Origin of the sequence: Nonomuraea sp. NPDC050536 (assembly GCF_044457685.1) — a bacterium.
GTDB lineage: Bacteria > Actinomycetota > Actinomycetes > Streptosporangiales > Streptosporangiaceae > Nonomuraea.
Map to the genome: position 1 here is coordinate 20,797 of NZ_JBITHD010000026.1, position 21,457 is coordinate 42,253.

Below are 21,457 nucleotides of genomic sequence, written 5' to 3' on the forward strand. Positions count from 1 at the left end.
TGAGCTCTTGGAAAGGTGCCTGCTCTGGAACGAAGGCCACCTGCGGCATCGCCGACCTGAATATACGCCGACGCGATCGACTCGGCGGAGTCCTCCACGAGTACTCACATGCCGCTTGAACTGCATGGATGCAATTTTCGGCAGGCACAATGGCAGGCTCTGCCTCTCGAGCCGGGCTCAGGTGGTCGCGCTCGCCTACGAGTCAGGACTCGTCACACCTCGCGCGAAAGGCCGGTGATACGGCTACTGCAGCGCCAACACCTTCGTCGGTCACTTGCCGCGCATCACCGCCGGTTCGTGGCGGCGCAGCATGCGAGCCACCAGGAATGCGCAGACGACCGCGAGCACGGCCAGGGCGCTCATGTCCAGGAACCAGGTGCCGAAGTCCTGGCTCCACAAGGGGTCCGGCGGATCCTGGACGTGCGGAATGAGCTGACCCACGTTGAGAGTGCCCGCCAACGCGGCCAACGCCCAGCGAGCCGGTACGAGCCAGGAGATCTGCTCCATCACGGGCTTGCCGTCCAGATGTACCAGCGCCCCGCAGAAGACCAGCTGGATCAGGGTGACGAGCACGAGCAGCGGCATGGTCATCTCGCTGGTCTTGGCCAGCGCGGAGATGAGCAGGCCCACGGTCATGGCGGTGAACGACAACAGCGCGACGGCGAGCGAGAGCTCGGTTAGCGGCGCCGTGAACACGCCCTTGTCGTACGTCTTGACATTCAGCATCGCCACGTAGGTCAGTACGATGCCCTGTGCCACGGTGATCAGGCCGAGCACGAGCAGCTTGGAGCAGAGATAGGCCGATCTGGACAGCCCGACCGCCCGTTCTCGTTGATAGATGGCGCGTTCCTTGACCAGTTCGCGCACCGCGTTCGCCGCGCCGGTCAGGCAGCCGCCGATGCACAGAATCAGCAGCAGATTCGCCGAGTTGCCGTTGCTGTTCGGCGGTCCCATCAGGTTGCCGGTCGGGACGACGCGAGCGAGCAGCCCCATCACGATCGGCAGGGCGACGGTGAGGCCGAGGAACAACCGGTCCGCCACGATGCCACGGCAGTAACGGCGCACCAGCGTACTGAGCTGCTCCGGCCAGCTCTGCTGTTTCGGCGGGATCTCTCGTTGTACGGGGGGTCTCATCGCGACCGGCGCGATCATGTCGGCCGCGATGTACTTCTGATGCGGTGAAGATCGCGCGTATTCGCCGGCCCAGTCTCTGTTCGGGTCGTCGAAGGCCAGGAACACGTCCGCCCAGTCGGTGAAGCCGAGGAACGGCAGCGCCTCTTCCGGCGGGCCGAAGTAGGCGATCTTCCCTCCCGGCGCCATCACCAGGAGCCGGTCGCAGACGTCCAGATTGGCGACGCTGTGGGTGACGACGGCGACCGTACGGCCGTCATCGGCCAGGCCCCGCAGCATCTGCATCACCGACTTGTCCAGCCCCGGATCCAGGCCGGACGTCGGCTCGTCGAGGAAGAGCAGTGAGGGCTTGGTCAGCAGTTCGAGGGCGACGCTGACGCGCTTGCGCTGGCCGCCCGACAGCGAGGAGATGCGGTTGTCCTTGCGGTTCTCGAGCCCGAGCTGCTGGAGAACCTCGTCGACGCGCGCCTTGCGCTCGTGCTGCCTGGTGTCGTCGGGGAAGCGCAGCTCCGCGGCGTAGATGAGGGCGCGCCGTACGGTGAGCTGGCTGTGCAGGATGTCGTCCTGCGGCACGAGCCCGACCCGCGAGCGCAGTTCGGCGTAGTCGCGATAGAGATCGCGCCCGTCGTACGTGACGACGCCCTGGTCGGCCGGGCGCAGCCCGGTGAGTGCGCGCAGCAGGGTGGACTTGCCCGAACCGCTGGGGCCGACGATCGCCAGCAGGCACTTCTCGCCGACCGGGAAGGTCACGTGGTCCAGGAGCACCTTGCCGCCGCCCACGGTGACGGTGAGGTCGTGCGCCTGGAGGCAGACCTCGCCCGTGTCGGCGTACTCCATGAGCGTGTCGCCCACGAGCTGGAACGTCGAGGGCCCGATGCCGATGAGATCGTTCGGGGAGATGGAGGCCTGCTGCACGCGACGGCCGTTGACGTACGTGCCCATGCGACTGCCCACGTCGACGATCTCGTGGACGCCGCCGGTGATCCGGAGCTCGGCATGTCGCCGGGACACCCTAAGATCGGTGACGACCATGTCGTTTTCAGGCGCCCGGCCTATACGCACGACCTGCGCGCCGCTGAGACTCCTGACGGCGGCTGGCTCACGCCACTGCCCGACGCGCGGGAAGCGGACCGTAGGCGTCGCCGGCATCTCCGACGCGCCGCCTGCGCGTAAAGGAGGTGCCTGCACGTAGGGCGCGGCTCCCTGCGTGGGTGCCGAGGCTTGGTACGGAACCCCGCGGAAGGTGATGAGTTCGCCCTCTTTCGGGTCACCGAGGTTGATTCTGGTTCCTGGGCTGACGACAACCCGCTGGATGCGGTGGCCGTTCTCGAACGTGCCGTTGCGGCTGCCCGCGTCTTCCAAGATCCACTGGCCGGCCTCGAACCGCAGCACAGCGTGCGTACGCGAGACCCGATCGGTGCTGACGACGACATCCGACCTCGGGTCGCGGCCCAGCTGGTACGAACGGCCCGGATCTAGGGTCACGGATACGCCATGGCCTTCGATGACAAGCTGCGTCACGAGACCGCCTTTCTCCCGGAGGACAAGAGGGGACCAATCATCGAGCCTCGGACAGTTGACCGTAGACACGGTCCCCGAAAGAAGGCAACGTTTCACAGGCTGCGGTCGGCACTCGCGGCGGCGTACGCGTCGAGCTGACCGGGCTACTCGCCGTGGTACTCGGCCTCCTCGGTGGTCCAGATCTCCCGCATGGCGCGGACCCGATCGGCGAGGCCGGCATCAGCGTGCTTGGGCTATCTACGCGATGGCCTGGGACCTCCCGCTGTACCAGCACGTTCTCCCGCCCCTGGCGCGGCGTGCGATGCCCAGGCCAGCAAAACCACCGTGAGGAGGGCCAGGACGATCAGCCCAACACGGTCAAAACTGGTTGACGCGAGCACGGCCGCGCCGATCAGAGTGTGGCTCACCAGCGCGCCCCCGACCAGCCAGGCTCGATGCCGGTTGGTCAAGCCGGGGGACCAGCGGTAGATCAGCCGCCCCAGGCCGACAGCGAGGCCGGTCGCCAGAACCATAGGGATCAGCACCCACAGGCCGCGGCCGCCGGCGGGCGGTGTTCTTAACGGGATCAGCAGGCCCAGGAAGGCGACGGTCGCCAGCGCGGTGAGCACCCCGCCGACCGCGGGGTGTGGCGCCGTCCGTCCCGGGGCGGGTGACGGCGTACGGCCGGGCAGCACTCGCAGAGCGAGCAGGGCCAGTACCGCGATCCCCAGCACCAAGCCCACCAGAACGGGCACAGGCGCCTGATACCCGGGGTCCGCGACGGGCGGGATGGACAGGCGCACGATCGCCACTCCGAGGACCGCGGCTACGCCTACGCCGATGAGCCCGCCTCGCCGCAGGTAGGGGCGATCGCGGTGGGCGGGAAAGAGCAGGTCGGTCAGGACGATGGGAATGATCACGCTGAACACCAGGTGGTAGCCGATCTGCGATTCCCAGTAAGTGGTGTTGAGGCCGAGCACCCGCGGGCCCCACGTGGCCGCGCCGTAGAGGTGCGGGCTGGATAGGGCCTGTAGTGCGATCCCGTCCTCGGCGAGTTCGTAGGCGACGCCGAGGAGCAGCAGGCTCGGCCAACCGCCGCCGGCGCGACGCACCGCCTCCCTGATCAGCAGCACGCCCGCCCCGTACATCGGCACCAACAGCGGAAACATCAGCCACGCCCAGCGCAGGGGCATGGCGCCGAACGTCAACTCCGCGCACACCGGCGCCATGACGACCAGTGTGAAAGCTGCCCATCGCCGCCCCTTGTACGGCGGCTGCGCTCCCGAACGATCGACCACGACCATCTCCCACCTTCCGACATTGATCCGTCCAGGCCCTGCCCGGCGAGCCGTGCATGGGCGTGGCGTGCGACCCACGGCAGGATCGGGGCGCTTTCCCCACGCCGTATCACTTGTGCATGGCCTGGATTCGCATCCACGCGCCCATTGCACAGCAGTCGGCGTGCTGTACGGCAGGTCGAACGGTTGGTTCAGGAAACGACGAATGGCTGGTCGTACGGGTGGGGAATACGACTTTCGTAGGATTCGCTCCCGCTGGACGGCGCTGGCGGGTGCGACGTGAGGGCCGGCACCCCGCTGATGGAAAGCTCACCGGTTGCTCGCGTGAACGGGACACGGCATGACAGCCGCCGCTGAGGCGCCCTAGAAATTCCGGACAGTCGGCTACATCAGCTGACAGAAGTCTGGAAGAGGTAGGTACGTGACGAGGCGTCGCAGGCAGTTCTCACCCGAGTTCAAGGAAGAAGCCATCCGCATGGTGCTGGAGGGCGAGCGGACGGTCGCGTCGGTGGCGCGCGAGTTCGGGATCAACCCCAGCACCCTGGGCAGTTGGGTGAACCGGTATGCGCAGCCGCGTGCCGGGCGTAACGAAAATCCCGGCACGCCGACACGCAGGCAGTAACCGGGCCAGCGCGGAGATCAGTGCACGATCGCCCAGGACAATCGAGGGCGAGAGGTCTGCCGCTGCAGCATGCTGGACGAGTTGAAGGAGTGGCGCGAGCAACCGAGGCCACGGCGGCCCGTGTTGCCCGCGTCACGGCAGCAGCCGTCGCTCCTTGGCCACCGCCACTGCGCCCGCCCGTGTCTCCACCCCCAATTTGCCGTAGATCCTCCCGAGATGGGTCTTCACCGTCGCCTCGCTGATGAACAAGGCCCGCGCGATCGCGCGGTTGCTCAGGCCGCGGGCGAGCTGGCCGAGGATCTCGTGCTCGCGTTCGGAGAGGGCGGGGCGCGGGCTGCGCATCCGGGCCAGGAGGCGGTCGGCCACCGGGGCCGACAGGGCCGTATGGCCGGAGGCCGCGTTGTGGATCGCCGTGAAGAGCTCGTCCGGGTGTTCCGCCTTCAGGAGATACCCTGTGGCGCCCGCCTCGATCGCGCGCGCGATGTCGGCGTCCGTGTCGAACATGGTCAGCACCAGAACGCGCGGCCCCTCACCCGCGGTCAGCTTCCTCGTGGCCGTCACACCGTCCATTCCGTCGCCGAGTTGAAGGTCCATCAGCACGACGTCCGGGTGGGTGCGGGCGGCCATGGCGAGCGCCTCATCGCCGCTGCCAGCCTCGCCCACCACCTCGATGCCGTCGGCGCTCGACAGCAGGGCGCGCAGCCCGGCTCGTACGACAACGTGGTCGTCGCAGAGGAGGAGACGGATCGGCGTGTTCATGCGACCGGCGCCTTCTGAGGGGCGGGCACCAGAAGGATTGCGACCGATACGACCGTGCCTTCGCCCGGCGTGGACTCCACCGTGAGCGTGCCACCGGACTGCCTGGCCCGGATGCGCATGGCCGGCAGCCCGTGGCCGCGTGCCCGGCCTGCGGCCACGGTCGCCAGGGCGGCCACGTCGAAACCCCGACCGTTGTCGGCAACGTCCAGCGAGATCTGGTCGTCCAGACAGGTCAGGGTGAGCGCGGCGCGAGTCGCGGCGGCGTGTTCGCGTACGTTGGCCAGCGCGCCTTGGGCGATGCGCAGCAGGGCCGCTTCGGCGAGTTCCGGGAGAGGGCGCGGGTCGCCGTCGAGCCGGAACTCCACCGCCAGGCCCGGGCCGCTCTCCCGCTCGGCGAGCGCGCCCAGGGCCGCAGGGAGGGAAAGCTCGGCGAGGTCGGCCGGCGCCAGGTCATGCACGAAACGGCGGGCCTCGGCGAGGCAGCGCGAGGTAATCCCGGACGCCTTACGGATGTGCTCGCGGGCCGTGTCCGGGGCCGTCTGCCACACCCGCTCCGCGGCCTGCAGCAGCATCTGCTGGCTGGACAGGCCCTGCGTGAGACTGTCGTGGATCTCAGTGGACAGCCGCTGCCGCTCCGCCATGACACCCGCCCGCCGCTCCGTGGCCGCCAGGTCACGGCGGGTGCGAACCAGATCGTCGATCAGCGCGCGCTGCCGGGCCGCCTGCCGCTGGAGATACACCAGTGCGGCGGTGGCGGCCGCTGCGACGGCGATCGGGGCGACGACCATGTTGGGGTTGAGCGTCCCGGCGGCCACGCGTATCTCGGAGGCGACGACCAGAGCGGTGAGTACGGCGGCCAGCCCCACCGCGATCCGTGAGGGCAGCGCGTGCACACCGACGAACAGCAGAGGCATCGCACACCAGGTGGCGCTCGGCGCGAGGACGACGAGGACGATCCAGACGACGGATACACAGGCCAGCCAGGCCAGATGGCTGGCGGTGGGCGTGGAGCCCGGTCGCGGCCCCGGAGCCAGGAAGTGCCCGAGGATGTAGAGCAGGCAGAAGACCGCGAACAGTGCGACCACCAAGCCGGTCGGCGCCCCGCCCTGGCCGTGGATCAGGAAGCGGGCGAACGAGGAGCCGAGCAGCAGGAAGAACGCGACGTGCACGGTCGTGACCAGCCAGCGTTCGTCCGGGTCGGTGCGGTCCATCCTCCATGTCTAACGTGACGGACACGGGAGCGCATCATCCGATCGGCTGACAGCGGGGTCACCTGAACCACCCCCGAATCCGCTCCACTTGACCGAACCGCACGCCCCGCCCACGCCCCGAGGCTGTCAGCAAGGATCCGGCCACCTCGGAAAGGCACCGAAGCGCATGCCCGCCAAGAACCTCACCGCCAACCGCTCCACCTTCCGCCACCGCCTCGCCTACGCCCTGCGCCACCCCGCCCGGGTACCCCGCCATCTGGCTCGCACCACCCGGGACGCCTGGCTGCGCTACCGTCACCCCGACCACATCTCCTACTACCGCGCTGTGATGCGCTCCGACACCCGCGCGGACCCGGACGCGGCAGTCGGCAGCCGCAGCCGGGAGCGCTGGCTGGCCCTCGGCGCGATGCAATTCGACTACCTCCTCGGCCATGGTCTGCGCCCCGAGCACCGCATGCTGGAGATCGGGTGCGGCAACCTGCGTGGCGGCTGGCGGTTCATCCGGCACCTGGAGCCTGGCCACTACTACGGCATCGACATCTCGCCGGACATCCTCTTCGCTGCGCAGGACACGATCGTGGAGATGGGTCTGGAGAAGCGGCTCCCCATGCTGACGCCCGTGCGCGACCTCACCCTGCGGTTCCTGCCCGACGCCCACTTCAACGTCGTCCACGCGCACAGCGTCTTCTCGCACACGCCGCTCCCGGTCATCGAGGAGTGCCTGGCCAGCGTCGGCCGAGTGCTCGTGCCGGGCGGCTGGTTCGACTTCACCTACGACCGTACAGAGGGAGAGGAACACCACGTCCTGCGGGAGGACTTCTACTACCGCACCGAGACGCTGGTCGCCCTCGCCGAGAAGCACGGCCTGACCGCACAGTTCATGACGGACTGGGAGGAACTCCCGCACGGCCAGTCCAAGCTCCGGGTCACCAACCGGCGTTAGGAGTGTCTTGAAGATCTTGGTGGGCGGGTCGGTATGTGGAGGCCCGTCCGCCGCCCGAGAGTAAGAAATAGCCCCTGAGTTCCCAACCGCCTCTGGCTCCCCGGATACCCGCTGTTGTGGCCTGGGAACTGGGCCTTTCCGCCTTCTCCGGTACCGCTCGGAAACTCGGTTTCATGCTGTGAGCTGGGGTATTGCTGCATGATCAGAGCGGAGGCTGCGACCATCGCGGGGTGTTGTTGTCGCTTGTCTATCAGTTGGTGAGGGGCTTGTTCGGCCTGTTGACGGTGCTGGTCCGCGCTGATCTGTCCAAGGACGTTGAGCTGCTGGTGCTCCGTCACGAGAACCAGGTACTCCGCCGTCAGCTCGATGGCCGTCCGCAGTGGGATCACATCGACCGGCTCAGTGGCACCTCATCGCCATCGAACCCGAAGCGCTTGAACCGCGCTCTGAACCCTTCCATTGCCGGATCTCCTTCGATGCCTGTGCTTGCTACGACATGGACGATCCGGCCTACCACGACACTGCATTCAAGGTCGCCATGCTTCCGCACAGACCGGCACCTACTAAAGTCGGGGTGCGGCCCTCCACCTGTCGTATCCGGTGCGACCACGCGTCCGATGCGGCCGTCCAGGCACTGCGGCGACACTGCCTGTGTGAAGATGCCTCTCGGCTATCTGCTGCCCACCCTGCTCGTCGCATTGTGCATGTGGTTCGCCCTGGTAGCGCCGCGCCGCACGCCGCTGCTGGCCGCCATCAGCTTTCGCCTCGGTATCGTGATCAACGAGGTGCCGCACGTCGCCTTCTACCTACTGCTGGCCGCCACGCTGCTGGCATTTCACCAAGGCGACCTCGACACACCTGGAGGCCTGGCGACGGCGGCGGTAGCCGTACTGACAATGGCGGGTCTTACCGTGCTGTTCGTCCGCGGAGTGCGCGCCGGGCCGGTCCTCGACGCGGCCATGGCAGACGCGCTCGGCGAAAGCTGGCACGGTGACATCGCCGACGTGCTCGCAGTACGGCTCCGTCGCCGCCTGCCGCTGGCTCGCATCCTGCTCGGACCCATCTTCGTGCGCCGCCGCGATGTGCGCAGGCTCGCCGGCATCTCCTATGGCCCGGCAGGCAGGCGCAACACACTCGACGTCTACCACCACCGCACTCATAAGCCAGACGGCCCCACGCTGGTCTACTTCCACGGCGGCGGCTACTTCACCGGTAGGAAGGACAAGGAGGCACGGCCCCTGCTATACCGGCTGGCCAGCCAAGGCTGGGTGTGCTTCAGCGCCAACTACCGTCTGCGGCCGTCAGCCACCTTCCCCGACCACCTGATCGACGCCAAAAGGGTGATCGCCTGGGTGCGCGAGAACGGCCAGGAATACGGCGCCGACCCTTCGTCGATCTCCATCGCGGGCAGCTCTTCGGGCGGCCACCTGGCCACACTGTGCGCGCTCACCCCCAATCACCCGGCATTCCAGCCCGGCTTTGAGCACGTCAACACCACAGTCACGGCTGCGATCAGCCTGTACGGCTACTACGGCAACTACTACGGCCAGGGACCTGAATCCTCACCGATCTCCTATGTGACCCAGGACTGCCCGCCGATCTTCCTAGCCCATGGCGACCACGACACGTACGTTTTCGTCGAGGAGGCCAGACAGTTCGCCGACACGCTACGCAGCGTGTCAGCCCATCCGGTCGTCTACGCCGAGCTGCCCGGCGCGCAGCACGCCTTCGATCTGTTCCAATCCTTCCGCTTCACACAGGTCGTGGACGCGATCGAGGCGTTCACCGCCTGGGTCAGATCACGCGGCCAGGTGCAGTGACCACGAGCGTGGTCAACCGTGGGGAGTGATATCGGACGCACTGCCGTCAAGCAGGCGAAAGCCAAGTGCTGACTGACCGAGGCCAGGAGACGCCCAGCTCGCGAGTCGGCTCGGCCGTGGTCACGGGGCTTGGCCGTCCCGCATCCAGGTAGCGGACGACGAAAGATCAGGCCAGGCCCGCGTCGTGCGCGAGGAGCGCTATCTGGGTGCGGTTGTCCAGGCTGAGCTTGGTGAGGATGCTGGAGACGTGTGCCTTGACGGTCGTGACGCTCATGAAGAGCTCCGCGGCGATATCGGCGTTGGTTTTCCCATGTGCGATCGAAAGGGCCACCTCGTGTTCCCGCGAAGTGAGGCCGCCCAGCACGGCACGTGCGCGTTCATAGGCTCCGGCCTGCGCGACGGTGCGGTCCATCAGCCTGCGGGTGATCCGCGGCGACAGTATCGGATCTCCGGCCGCGACCCGGGTGACCGCCTCGACGATCTGTGCGGGCGGGGTGTCCTTGAGCAGGAACCCGCTGGCTCCGGCGCGCAGCGCGTGCAGGATGTTCTCGTCGGTGTCGAAAGTGGTCAGCACGATCACGTCCGGCGCGTGCGCCCGGGCGCGCAATCGGCGGGTAGCGGTGATGCCGTCCACGTGCGGCATCCGCAGGTCCATCAGGACGACGTCGGGGGCGTGCGCGTCGGTGGCCGTGATCGCCTCTTGGCCGTCGGCGGCCTCGCCAACGACGCTGATGTCACCGGCACCATCCAGCATCATGGACAGCCCTGCCCGGACCAGGGCGTCGTCGTCCACCAGAAGCACGCGGATCACGCTGGCCATGGTAGCCAAGCCTGCAGCCGGAACTCCCCGCCGGCGGCGTGGTGGTCCAGTTGCCCGCCCGCCAGGCGTACCCGTTCGGTCAGCCCGATCAGACCGGTGCCGCTACCAGGGGTAGTGGGCGCCGAGCCTTTTTCGGGGAGCGGGTTACGGACGGTGATAAGGAGGCGTGTCCCGGGACTGCCGTGCAGCAATACCTCGACCGGCTGGCCATGGGCATGTTTGCGAGCGTTGGTCAACCCTTCCTGTACGAGGCGGAAGACGGTCCGGGCTGCGGCGGCAGGCAAGGAGTCGGCGTCGACGACCTCGTCTTGCAGCCGGACCTGGTCTCCGGCCTGGCGCGCCTCGACCACCAGGCCAGGCAAGTCCTCCAGCGTGGGTTGCTGGGCCTTGTCGACGTCGTGCCCATCGTCCTCGTCGCGGAGCAGGCTGATCACCTGGCGCAGTTCTTCCAACGCCTGATGCACGCCGGCGCGGACCACGCCCGCCGCACGGGCGAGCTGCTCGGGCGAGGAGTCCGGCCGGTATTCCATCGCGCCGGCGTGGGTGGCCACCAACGACAGCCGGTGCGCCAGGACGTCGTGCATCTCACGGGCGAGTTTGTTCCGCTCGGCCATCCTGGCCTCGGCGATCCGCCGGCCCTGCTCAGCTTCCGCGCGGTGGGCGCGCTCGCGCAAGGAGATGAGGAGCGCATGGCGTGCCTGGGCCAGCGCGCCCCAGCCGAGCAGCGCGCCGTATCCCACACCGGTCAGCACCAGCCACCAGCCGAGAGATATGCCGGCGTTCGGCCGCCATAGCCCCTGCACCAGGTGCGCCGCGATACCAGCCGCCGCCACCGCGGCCGCGGCGGGAAGTCGCCGACGCCGGGCCACCTGCAGGGCCCCCAACGTCGCTGCCGGGGTCGCCACCGGCGACACCACCGCGAGCAAGGTGGCGACCAGCGCGCCGGCCACCGGCCACCACAACTGGGCGAGCGCCGCGACCAGACTCACCGCCGCAACCGCGATGTCCAGACCGAGCATGGACGTGTGCGTGCTGGCCCGCGCCCATAGCGTCACAGCAGCAAGCACACCCACGCTGGCGATCACGCCTGCCATGGCGGCAGGTCGCGGGGGCCGGATCTCGCTCATCGGCCAAGGCTAGCCGCCGGTGGGGCAGAGCCGTTACCTACCAAAGTCCGACCCCGTGGCCCTTTCGAGACGGGAGGTCCAGGGCTGGCACAAGCAGGTCGGAGAATTGCTCGACGCGACACCTGGCGAGGCCGTGCCGCACGTTGAAATCAACGATCTCGACCCGCTGTCCACGTACGTACACGGCCGCGTCGTCCTGCTGGGCGCCGCCGCGCATGCTGTCACGCCGGACATGGGCCAGGGGGCGTGCCAGGCGATCGAGGACGCGGCCACCGCCGGCGACCTCAGCGGCCCCGCCCCGGTCATCATGCTGGGACACCGCGGCGTGGGCGGCAAGGAGGGCTTGATCGCCAATGCCGCCGGTTTCGCCCAGGCGGGCTTCGCCGCGTTCGCCATCCACTGCCATTCCTTCGGTGACAGCGGTGGCGAAGATCGCGGAGTGATCTGGCCGGAGAAGCAGGTCGAGGACTGTGTCCATGGCGGCAGCATCCGGGGCCGGTGCATCCCACGTCGCCGCTATCGCCTCGAACATCATCAATGCCCCCGCCTCACGATCGAGCGGCGCCGGCAGTGCGCTGATCCGCCCGTCGAAGATCCGCTGGACCCGCCGGGAGGCGGGCATGAGGCTCATCTCGTGCTCGTCCATCCGCTCGGTCCCGTCCGCTGGGCGGCGGTGAGCGCCCTGGCCGGCTCCACCAGCGTGAGCGGGTTCCCCCGCGCCTGGGACAGTATCCCTTGGCGTATTGAGACGTGCAGGTCCGGCGCGTGATCGGTGAGCAGCTGCGTGCCCGCCTCTTCGGTCAGCGCGCCCAGCTGCACTATCGGCACGCCTGGACGGTCGAACGCTGGTGAGCCCTCCCGCACGGCGAAGATCATGGTCACCCGCTCCGCGCTGGTGGAGCTGATCGCTCAGCAGTACGACCAGATGCTCTAGTACGCCACCGCTGCGCAGCCCAAGGGTTGCGCCACAGGCTAATGCCAGCTCCGGCGGCGCCTGCACCTACCAAAGTAGGAGCCCGTCTCTACCGCGGAAGGAGCCACCGCGACCGCGTGCCGGATGCGGCCCCGCACACCTCGGCGGCACGCTGTCGGACGTGAAGCTCCATCCTTGAGAGGAACCGCGTGTCCAGTGGCATCACCCCCATTCCGGCAGGTCGTACCGCCGTGAGGCGGGCACTGACGGTGGCCGCGGCGGCGGCCGTCGCACTCGTCGTCTGGGCTCTGGCCGCCCTGGTGGCAGGCATCAGCCTGACCGTTCGACCCGGCGGAGCGGTTCAGTCCGTCGGCCCGGGCGCGGTCGCCGCGGCGAGTCTGCTGGCAGGACTGGCTGCCTGGGCTCTGCTGGCGGTCCTGGAACGGACCCTGAAGCAACCGAGACGGGCCTGGACGATCATCGCCGTAGTGGTACTGGTGCTGTCGATGACGGGGCCGCTCGGCGCCGCCGTCGGAGTAGCGAGCACGCTGACACTGGCTGGGATGCACCTGGTCGTCGCCGCGGTGCTCATCCCCGGCCTGAGCCGTAGGGCACGCACTCGATGAACGCGCCCATCGGCTGTCTGCGAGCGCGAGCTTCGTCGCGTCTTGCACGTCGTTCGCCCTCGCGCCGTTGCGACGGCCGCGCATCGCTGACTTGTCAGAGGGCGAATCAGCTTGATCATTTCTTCCGCAGCGAAAGGAAGGTGGATATACGTGAGCACCCAAGCGGGCGTCCGCGGTCGATCTTGGCGAGGGGCTGCCCTCCTCGCCGGCCTAAGTGCCACCCTGCTCTGGACGTCGTCGTCCCTGTCGCCCGCCCATGCGGCTACGACGTACTGGCGGTTCGACAACTATGAGCGGGGCTGCCTCACGGCCAGCACCTCATCGAACGCCGTCTTTGAGGGCCCATGCCGCACCTCGGACGGTGCGCAGCAGTGGCACTGGGCCTCCTCCAGCTCGTGGAACCTGAAATTGCTGGTCAACAGCGCAACCGGCCGCTGCCTGACGACCGACTACGCGTCGGGCGCGACCAAGGCCAACGCGGTCTGGCAGAGCAGCTGCGACGAGGGCGACAAAAACCAGAAGTGGCGCTTCGACTACCTGACCGACGGCTCGGGCTACGGCTACCTCGAGTCCTACTGGGGCACCCAGGCCAGGACATCGCCGGGATCGGCCGGTTCGGTCTACACCGACGAAAGAATTAAAACGAACATTTCGAACGGCTACTACGCCTGGTCGGCCAGCACGAGCGGCTGAGCGGATAGACCCCAGGCGTGGCGCCGAGCCGCAGGTATCGGCAGGCGGTATGCGCTTCGACAGGGCCGGAAGTAAATGATCTTGGTGTGGCGCCCTCGATGGGCAGACCGACCGCAGAGCAGAAAGGGAACAGATCACAGTGCAGTTCCAGTGGCCGCAGTGGGAGATCGAGACCGAGAAGGTGCCGACGACCATGATGGGCGATATCCAGGACAAGGCCTTCGACGCACTGCTTGCCGCGCGAGGTGAGGCGGGCCGGCAGTGCGCGGGGATCGCCGGGCCCCGGCCAGGTGGAGGGTACACCGTTGTCTTCCAGCGACCGGCCCGAACGTCATGAGATTTCATGATCGAGTGGTGTTGGTGACTGGGGGTGGGTCCGGGATCGGGCAGGCCACGGCGCGAGCGTTCGGCAGGGAGGGAGCCACCGTGGTGGTGGCTGGCCGTACCGAGAAGACACTGGCCGAGACCGTCGAATCGGTTGGCGGGGACGCGAGCCTGGTGGTCGCGGACGTGACGGACGAGGCGGACGCCGAGCGGATGGTGGCGACGGTCGTCGAGCGGCACGGCAGGTTGGACATCGCCTTCAACAACGCGGGCATCGGCACCCTCGGCCACGTCGCCGACATGGACAGGGAGATCTGGGACCGGGTGCTGGCGGTCAACCTGACGGGCGTGTGGCTGTCGATGAAGTACGAGATCGCGCGGATGCGCGAGCGGGGCGGCGGGATCATCGTGAACAACTCCTCCAACCTCGGCGCTCATCGCCGCCAGCGGGGCTTGGGCGCCTACATCGCCTCCAAGGCTGCCGTGAGCGCGCTGACCAGGACGGCGGCGCTGGAGTACATCGGCGACGGGATCAGGATCAACGCCGTGAGTCCTGGGCTCTGCGACACTGCGATGTCGAGGTGGCCGGGGGAGAGGGAGGCGGACCGGGCTGAGCGGCTCAAAGCGGTCAACCCCAGCGGGCGAGTCGGCACCGTGGAGGAGATCGCCGGTGCCGTGCTCTATCTGGCCTCGCCCGAGGCGGACTACGCCGTCGGCACCGATCTGGTGGTCGATGGCGGCAGCGCAGCCTGAATATGGCGGTCCGCCTCTTGATGAGGGTGGGCGTCGTCAACGCCGGGGAAGGTCGGAGCGCGCTACTGCTGCGGTTGCTGCCTGGCGGTGGAACGGCCCGCGCATATTGGGCGGGTGCGGGCTATCCCGTCGACGGTGGACAGAAGGAGGCGAAAGCCGCTTCGGCCGCGAACAAGTCTCCCACCAGGAGCGCGAGGGTGGCGATGCCCCGCCCGATCCGGCGATGCTCACTCGCGAGGACTTGGTGGTACGGCACTGCGCCTGCCGATAATTCCATCCATGCTGGTCAAGCAGCATGTGAGTACTCGTGAAGGATGCCGCCGAGCCGGTCTCGTCGGCGTATGATCGGGTCCGGGACGGGATGCAGTGGAGCCGCATGGTTCAGGGCTTGATGTGCTCGGTGCCGGTTGTAGAACCGTTCGTACTCGCGCAGGGCATGCCGAAGGTGGCGTTCGTTCCAGACGAGGCAGCGGTCGAGAAGCTCGTGGCGGCAGGACTGCACCCACCGTTCCATGATGGAGTTCATCCGCGGTATCCGAATGCCGGTGAGCACCGTCGTAATGCCGGCCTCGGCGAGGACCTCGTCCACGATGGCCGGGAACTTCCCATCCCGATCCCGGAGCAGAAAGCGCGCTCGGCAGCCTGCATCGTCCAGGTCCATCACCAGGTTCTTGATCGCCTGGGTGACCCAGTTCGCGCTCGGGTGAGCGGTGGTGCCGAGCACGCGGACGCGTCTGGTGGCATGCTCGATGGCCGCCAGGACGTACTGGCGTTGCCCGCTGAGAGTGACGGTCTCGATGAAGTCGCAGGCCAGTATGGCGTCGGCTTGCGAGCGCAGGAAGTCGGCCCACGTGGTGGAAGCCCGTTCGGGTGCCGGGTCGAGGCCTGCCTGTTTGAGGATCTCCCAGACGGTGGACGGCGCGACCTTGATGCCGAGCGTGGTCAGCTCTCCGTGGCCCCGCCGATAGCCGCAGCTCGGGTTCTCCCGAACCAGGCGCAGAATGAGGGCGCGAATGGAGCAGACTGTGGGTGGGCGCCCGGGGCGCTTGGGCCGGCAGATACGGCCGTGACGACGTCTCATCGGGTCGCGGTGCCAGCGCAGCACGGTGTCCGGCCGGACGAGAAGCCGCAGCCGGTGCAGAACCGCACGCGGCAGTGAGGTCAGGAGAGCGGCGAGAAGGGCCCGGTCCTCGGGCGCGAATCGCACTCTCGTGTCAGCGCCGAGTTGGCGTTCAAGGACGGCGATCTGATGACGTAGAACGAGAATTTCCACGTCTTTGTCCTGATCACTCATGCGCAGCAACCGCAGCGCGGCGAAGGCGTTCGTGACAGTCAGGTAGGCCAAGCGAAGCAGCACAGCGGATCATTCGGCAGACGCAGCCACGAAATACTTGGAGGGGCGATCAACGAGTACCGCCGAGCTGCGTAGTCCGATCGGAGAACCGCCCTACAGGCCTGCCATCCCGCGTTCGATGGCCTCGATGATACGGGGGCGCATCTCGGCGGCCCTGATGATCGCGTCGACCGAGCCGACCTCGACCGCGCGCTGGATGCTGTGCACCCGGTCGAACTCCGCGGCGACCTCACCGAGCTTCTCCGCCCGTACGGCGGACTGCACCTCGGCGAGCTGGGCGTTCAGCGCCGCCCGCTCGACGCCGCCGGCCGCCGAGAGCCGCGCCTGCAGGTCGGTCACCCGTGGGTCGGTCGCGGTGCGGTTGTTCACCTCACCGGAGAACACCACGGCAGCCGCCGGGGCGCCGCCGAGCACCGAGGCGAACGAGCCCTCCAGCGCCAGCACGGTCATGTTCGGGTTGAGCGCCTTGGAGAACACCACGAACGCGCCGCCGTGGTAGCGGGAGATCACGCAGAACACGATCGGCCCGTCGAAGTTGACGATCGCCCGGCCGATCTCCGCGCCGTACTCGAGCTGGAGCTTGCGCATCGACTCCGGGGAGCCGTCGAACCCGGACAGGTTCGCCAGCACCACCAGCGGCCGGTTGCCGGACGCCGCGTTGATCGCCCGCGCGGTCTTCTTCGACGAGCGGGGGAACAGGGTGCCCGCGGTGTAGGTGTCGGGGCCGTCGGTGGGGGGGAAGCCGCGCCGGGGCACCGAGCGTGACTCGATGCCGATCAGGCAGACGGGCCAGCCGCCGATGTGGACGTCGGCCACGGCGGAGGTTTCGGCGTCGGCCATGCCCGCCCAGCGTTCGAGCACCGGGTGGTCCTGGTCGGAGACCGCGCGCATCACGGTGCGGATGTCGAACGGCTTCTTGCGGTCGGGGTTGTGGGTGGCGGAGAAGATCTCCCCCACGGTGGTGAAGTCGCTGTCGGGGATGTCGTGCGGGTAGTCGGAGATGTCGCGCTGGGTGGGGTCGGTGGTGTCGGCGCGGCGGGGTGCGTGTTCGCCGGGGACGACGTAGGTGTGGTCGTAGTGGGCCATCAGGACGTCGCGGGCGGCGGGCAGGTTGGGCGCCCAGTACTGGGCTTGGCCGTTGGGGCCCATGACGCGGTCGTAGCCGCCGATGCCGAAGTTGTCCTCGGCGGAGACGCCGCCGGAGAAGTCGAGGGATTGTTTGCCGGTCAGAACCATGGCCGAGTCGGGGGTCATGACCAGGATGCCCTTGGTGTGCATGAGCATGGTGGCTTCGGCGTTCCAGTAGGGCTGGGCGCCGACGGTGATGCCGGCCACGACGATGTTGATCTCGCCGCCGTCCTGGGTGAAGGTGACGATCCGTTTGAGCGCGGCGGCGACCCAGTCCATGTTCTCGGTGCCGGAGGTCATGGAGATCCGCGCGCCGGCCGACAGCGCGAACCATTCCAGCGGGACCCGCATCCGTTCGGCCAGGTCGATGGCGGCGATGACCCGTGCGCATTCCGGCTCCGACAGCGCGCCGAGCGATTTGGTGGGGTCGCCGAGCAGCAGTACCCGGGTGATGCCTTCGGGGTGGCGTTCGGTGCGGGTGGTGATGACGCCTGCCACGAGGGCGGCCGAGTTCCTGCCCTTGGATCGGTCGACCGGTACGAGTACGCCGTGCTGGTCGAGGTCGTATTCGGTGAAGTCGCCGAGCATGGCGGTCAGCTCGTAGGGGTAGAGGGTGCCGCGGCGGGCGGCGCGCAGCACCTTCTGCCGGTAGTCGTCCAGCGGTTCGATGGGCTCGTCGGACGGCTCGCCGATGGTCAGCTCGGTCGTCCCCGCGGCACCCAGCGAGATCCGCACGGCGATCTTGGTGAGCTCGCCGGTCTCCGGGTCGCGCCGGCGGCCGATGAACTCGGTCTCGGCCAGCCCGGCGCCGAGGGTCGTCGGCAGGACGCGTCGGACGATCGGCTCCAGTTCCTCGCGGCTGACGTGGCAGGGCGGCCAGACGTAGACGACGATCCGGTTGACGTTCAGCCGCTTGTCGGACGGGTGGCGACGGATGGAGTCGACGCAGGCGGTGACGGCGTCCTCGGCCGCGGGCAGTGCCACCAGCCGGCCGTCCTGGTCGCGCAGCTCGGTCAGGTCGCGTAACTGGGCGAAGGCCACCAGGCGCTCGTCGGCAGGGTTGTCCTTGGCGACGCAACGGAAGAGGTAGACCTCCTCGTCGGTGGAGGGCAGCCGGGTGAGGTCGAACTTGCTGAGCCGTTCGATCTGCATGCGCTGGGCGATGTAGGGATGCAGGCCGCGAATCAGCCGGTCCTCGGACATTCCGCTCCCGGAGGGGCGGAAGGTGAAATGGTGGTGCATCACGGCGCCGTCGCGGCCGGCGACGGTGGCGGTGAGCCTGCGCACCTGGCCGGGCAGCGGGTGGGCGTCGATGACCTCGCCCAGTGCGGCCGCCATCGCCTCAGAGTCGGCGGGCTGGCCCTCCCCGGACAGGTAGATGTCGGCGTCGACGGCCTGCGCGCCGCCTGCCACCTCGGCCAAGCCCTCCAGCGTACGGCCGAGCGCGTCGAAGCCGACCGCGGCCGAGGCCACGCAGGACCCAGCGCGCTCGGCGACGACGAACGTGCACCCGGCGGCGCGGTCTGTGCGCACGGAGAGCAGGGCCTTGTTGCCGTAGTAGCGCCGGGTCAGTACTTCCAGCATGACCGCGTTGTCCAGCTCGTCCCGGACCAGGCGCTGCCCGAGCAGCCGGACCAGCGGTTCGGTGCTGCGGACCATCTCAGCGATGCGTTCGGCGCGGTCGGGCGCGTCGGGGTTGAGGTCGAGGTGGCGCAGGTGCTTGCGGACGTCGGCGTAGACACGGGCGCGGTCGCGGCGCAGCAGCGGCTGCGCGAACCAGGTGTAGACGACGACGCGCGCCAGGTCGGACACGATCGGGAAGCGGATCTGGGTGGCCGACAGCAGCGCCTCCAGGACGAGTCCGGCGCGCTCGCGCAGATCCTGGCCGGGCGGCGCCATGCGGAGCCACTCGCGCAGCAGTGCCGCGACAAGGCCCGCGTCGGTGGAGGCGCGCTGCTGGGCCAGGAAGAGCCGGAACACCGCGGCCTCGAGCTCCGGGGTGCGGTCGTGGCTGGTCACGCCGTAGTAGCCGAGCGCCTTGGCGAGCTTGGCCTGGAAGGACTGCGGCAGGTCGGCCCGTTCGATGTCGAGGCTCTGCAGGTAGGTGTGGAGGTATTCGCGGGCGCTGTGCAGGTGCCCGCCGTGTTGCCTGTTGCGGCTCAGCTCGGACAGGTCGGCGAAGACGGTGAGCAGGTCGAGCTCGCCCTCCAGCAGCGGACCGCCCAGCTCGGCACGGGCGGCCAGGTAGTCCGACAGGACCCGCTTGTGGTCGTGCGGGTCGACGTCGAAGCCGAGCAGGATGCTGCGCAGGTCCTGCAACCCCCGCTCCACCCGGTCGGCAGCCGACACGCCGTCACGCTCGGTGGGCAGATCGAGCTCGACCGTGCCGCCCGACTCCTCCTGCGCCTCGTCACCCAGCGGCTCCAGGCGCACCAGCGGCGCGCCCGTCTCGACCTGGCTGCCGACCATCACCGGACACTCCCGCACCCGGGCACGGAACGGCGCACGCAGCACCGTCTCCATCTTCATCGACTCCAGCACCAGCAGCGCGGCGCCCGGCTCGACCTCGTCACCGACCGACAGCGGCGCGGCCACCACCAGCGCCGGCGCGGGCGAGCGGACGACGCCACCCTCATCCCGGCTCACCCGATGCGTGACACCGTCCACCTCGACCAGGTGGATCGGGCCGTGCGCGGCCGACACCAGCCGGTAGCGGTGCCCGTTGACCACGATCTGGCCGGAGTGGGCGTCGAAGCGCTCCACCTCGACGTCGGCGGGAGCACCCGAGACGTTCACCCGGAAACGCTGCCGGCCGACCCGGGCGACACTCACCCGGTAGCCGGCGCCACGCAGCTTCAGGTCGAGAGGGCGGCCCGGGTCGTGCCGCACCTGCGGCCGGCCACCATAGGCGGTGGACAGCAGCCGCCGGCGGCTGATCTCCTCCTCGTCGCGGTAGGCCTCGATGGCGGCGGCGGCCAGCGCGACCGCGGAGTGGCGGTGGCTGACCAGGCGGCCCTGCGCGCGTACGCGGTCGATCCACCCGGTGTCGGCGCTGGCGTCGATCACCTCGGGCTGGTCGAGCAGGTCAAGGACGAAGCTCTTGTTGGTGGCGCCGCCCTCGATGATTACCGTGGTCTCGGACATGGCGCGGCGCAGCCGGGCGAGCGCCTGGTCGCGGTCGCGGCCGTAGGCGATGATCTTGGCGATCATCGAGTCGAAGTCGGCCGGGATCGTGTCGCCCTCGCTGACCCCGGTGTCGACGCGGATGCCGGGGCCTGCGGGCAGGATCAGGCGGGCGATACGGCCGGGGGCGGGCGCGAAGTCGCGGTCGGGGTCTTCGGCGTTGAGCCTGGCCTCGACGGCATGACCCGACTCGCCCGGCTGCGGCCCCTCCAGCACTCCGTCCGCGGCCACGTGCAACTGCAGGCGGACCAGGTCGGTGCCGGTGGTGATCTCGGTGATCGGATGCTCGACCTGCAGGCGGGTGTTGACCTCCAGGAAGGCGAACAGCTTCTCGCCCGGGTGGTAGAGGAACTCCACCGTGCACGCCCCGCGATACTCCACCGCGACCGCCAGCCGTTCGGCCGCCGCCTTCAGCTCCGCGACCTGCTCGGCGCCGAGCACCGGCGACGCGGACTCCTCGATGATCTTCTGGTTGCGGCGCTGCACCGAACAATCGCGCACCCCCAGCGCCCACGCGGTGCCCTGGCCGTCGGCGATCACCTGCACCTCGACGTGGCGGGCGCCGGTGACCAGTCGCTCCAGGAAGACGACGCCGGAGCCGAACGCACGCAGTGCTTCCTGGCTGGTGCGCTCGTAGGCCTCGGCCAGGTCCTCGGCGGAATCGACGCGGCGAATACCGCGCCCGCCGCCACCCGCGGTGGCCTTGAGCATCAGCGGGTAGCCGATCTCCGCACCGGCGCGCAGCGCCTCCTCCAGCGTGGCGACCTCACCCCGGCTCCACGGCGCCACCGGGACGCCGACCTCCTCGGCGATCAGCTTCGCGCCGATCTTGTCACCCAGCCTGCGCATCGCCTCCGCGCTCGGCCCGACGAACGTGACGCCGATCTTCTCGCACAACTCCGCGAACGCCGGATCCTCGGCGACGAACCCCCACCCCACCCACGCCGCATCGGCCTTGGTCTCGACCAGCGCGCGCTCCAGCACCGCATGGTCGAGGTACGGCCGCGCGGAAGCAGGCCCCAGCGGGTAGGCCAGATCCGCCTCCCGCACGAACATCGCCGCGCGATCGGCGTCGGTGTAGAGCGCGACCGTCTCGATCCGCGCCCCCGTCTCCGCTGACAGATCCCGGACGGCGTGGATGAGCCGCATCGCGGCCTCCCCGCGGTTCACGATGGCGACACGACCGTACACGGGACCAGCCCTTTCGTTGATCACCCGGGACAACCGTTGCTTCAAGGTAGAGGCGGGAACG

Annotated in this window: 16 protein-coding genes; 8 read left to right on the forward strand and 8 right to left on the reverse strand. The window is 68.8% G+C overall.

The window, feature by feature from the left end:
- Nucleotides 1–270 precede the first annotated feature (270 nt).
- Nucleotides 271–2,616: an FHA domain-containing protein gene (locus tag ACIBHX_RS44995; RefSeq protein WP_397074215.1), complete on the reverse strand. Its 2,346-nt coding sequence runs from the start codon at nucleotides 2,614–2,616 to the stop codon at nucleotides 271–273.
- Nucleotides 2,617–2,885: 269 nt separating this feature from the next.
- The gene (locus ACIBHX_RS45000; protein WP_397074216.1) at nucleotides 2,886–3,935 is read right to left on the reverse strand and encodes a hypothetical protein; all 1,050 of its coding nucleotides are present in this window, start codon (nucleotides 3,933–3,935) and stop codon (nucleotides 2,886–2,888) included.
- 415 nt (nucleotides 3,936–4,350) lie between these two features.
- Between ACIBHX_RS45000 and ACIBHX_RS45005 the strand changes: the two genes are divergently transcribed.
- Nucleotides 4,351–4,551, forward strand: coding sequence for a transposase (locus ACIBHX_RS45005; protein ID WP_397074218.1), 201 nt, complete (start codon nucleotides 4,351–4,353; stop codon nucleotides 4,549–4,551).
- A 132-nt stretch (nucleotides 4,552–4,683) separates the two neighbouring features.
- Here the strand turns inward: ACIBHX_RS45005 and ACIBHX_RS45010 are convergent, their stop codons facing one another.
- Both ACIBHX_RS45010 and ACIBHX_RS45015 read right to left on the reverse strand, forming a co-directional pair.
- On the reverse strand, nucleotides 4,684–5,310 hold the full coding sequence (locus tag ACIBHX_RS45010; protein ID WP_397074219.1) for a response regulator: 627 nt from the start codon (nucleotides 5,308–5,310) through the stop codon (nucleotides 4,684–4,686).
- Nucleotides 5,307–6,521 carry a sensor histidine kinase gene (locus ACIBHX_RS45015; RefSeq protein ID WP_397074221.1) on the reverse strand — a complete coding sequence of 405 codons (1,215 nt, stop codon included), beginning with the start codon at nucleotides 6,519–6,521 and terminating at the stop codon, nucleotides 5,307–5,309. The genes ACIBHX_RS45010 and ACIBHX_RS45015 overlap by 4 nt, the downstream gene beginning before the upstream one ends.
- Nucleotides 6,522–6,687: 166 nt before the next feature.
- On the opposite strand from ACIBHX_RS45015, the gene ACIBHX_RS45020 reads away from it, so the two are divergent.
- Nucleotides 6,688–7,464, forward strand: a complete 777-nt coding sequence (locus tag ACIBHX_RS45020) for a class I SAM-dependent methyltransferase (RefSeq protein ID WP_397074222.1) — start codon at nucleotides 6,688–6,690, stop codon at nucleotides 7,462–7,464.
- A gap of 659 nt (nucleotides 7,465–8,123) precedes the next feature.
- Nucleotides 8,124–9,284, forward strand: coding sequence for an alpha/beta hydrolase (locus ACIBHX_RS45025; RefSeq protein WP_397074353.1), 1,161 nt, complete (start codon nucleotides 8,124–8,126; stop codon nucleotides 9,282–9,284).
- A 166-nt stretch (nucleotides 9,285–9,450) separates the two neighbouring features.
- Here ACIBHX_RS45025 and ACIBHX_RS45030 read toward each other — a convergent pair whose 3' ends face one another.
- Nucleotides 9,451–10,104, reverse strand: a complete 654-nt coding sequence (locus ACIBHX_RS45030; protein WP_397074224.1) for a response regulator — start codon at nucleotides 10,102–10,104, stop codon at nucleotides 9,451–9,453.
- Nucleotides 10,092–11,231 carry a sensor histidine kinase gene (locus ACIBHX_RS45035; protein WP_397074225.1) on the reverse strand — a complete coding sequence of 380 codons (1,140 nt, stop codon included), beginning with the start codon at nucleotides 11,229–11,231 and terminating at the stop codon, nucleotides 10,092–10,094. The genes ACIBHX_RS45030 and ACIBHX_RS45035 overlap by 13 nt, the downstream gene beginning before the upstream one ends.
- A gap of 55 nt (nucleotides 11,232–11,286) precedes the next feature.
- Here ACIBHX_RS45035 and ACIBHX_RS45040 point away from each other — a divergent pair, with 55 nt between their 5' ends.
- From ACIBHX_RS45040 to ACIBHX_RS45060, 5 genes are all read left to right on the forward strand, one after another.
- The gene (locus ACIBHX_RS45040; protein ID WP_397074226.1) at nucleotides 11,287–12,000 is read left to right on the forward strand and encodes an FAD-dependent monooxygenase; all 714 of its coding nucleotides are present in this window, start codon (nucleotides 11,287–11,289) and stop codon (nucleotides 11,998–12,000) included.
- A 15-nt stretch (nucleotides 12,001–12,015) separates the two neighbouring features.
- Nucleotides 12,016–12,165 carry a hypothetical protein gene (locus ACIBHX_RS45045; protein ID WP_397074228.1) on the forward strand — a complete coding sequence of 50 codons (150 nt, stop codon included), beginning with the start codon at nucleotides 12,016–12,018 and terminating at the stop codon, nucleotides 12,163–12,165.
- A 230-nt stretch (nucleotides 12,166–12,395) separates the two neighbouring features.
- Entirely contained in the window at nucleotides 12,396–12,770 is a 375-nt protein-coding gene (locus ACIBHX_RS45050; RefSeq protein WP_397074230.1) for a DUF6069 family protein, read from the forward strand.
- A gap of 150 nt (nucleotides 12,771–12,920) precedes the next feature.
- Entirely contained in the window at nucleotides 12,921–13,463 is a 543-nt protein-coding gene (locus ACIBHX_RS45055) for a ricin-type beta-trefoil lectin domain protein (RefSeq protein ID WP_397074232.1), read from the forward strand.
- Nucleotides 13,464–13,796: 333 nt separating this feature from the next.
- Nucleotides 13,797–14,540, forward strand: coding sequence for an SDR family NAD(P)-dependent oxidoreductase (locus ACIBHX_RS45060; RefSeq protein WP_397074234.1), 744 nt, complete (start codon nucleotides 13,797–13,799; stop codon nucleotides 14,538–14,540).
- 286 nt (nucleotides 14,541–14,826) lie between these two features.
- On the opposite strand, the gene ACIBHX_RS45065 is transcribed toward ACIBHX_RS45060, so the two are convergent.
- Nucleotides 14,827–15,897, reverse strand: a complete 1,071-nt coding sequence (locus ACIBHX_RS45065; RefSeq protein WP_397074235.1) for an integrase core domain-containing protein — start codon at nucleotides 15,895–15,897, stop codon at nucleotides 14,827–14,829.
- A 90-nt stretch (nucleotides 15,898–15,987) separates the two neighbouring features.
- A complete protein-coding gene (locus ACIBHX_RS45070; RefSeq protein WP_397074237.1) occupies nucleotides 15,988–21,396 on the reverse strand; it encodes a carboxyl transferase domain-containing protein in 5,409 nt (1,802 codons plus the stop codon).
- Between the last annotated feature and the right edge of the window lie 61 nt (nucleotides 21,397–21,457).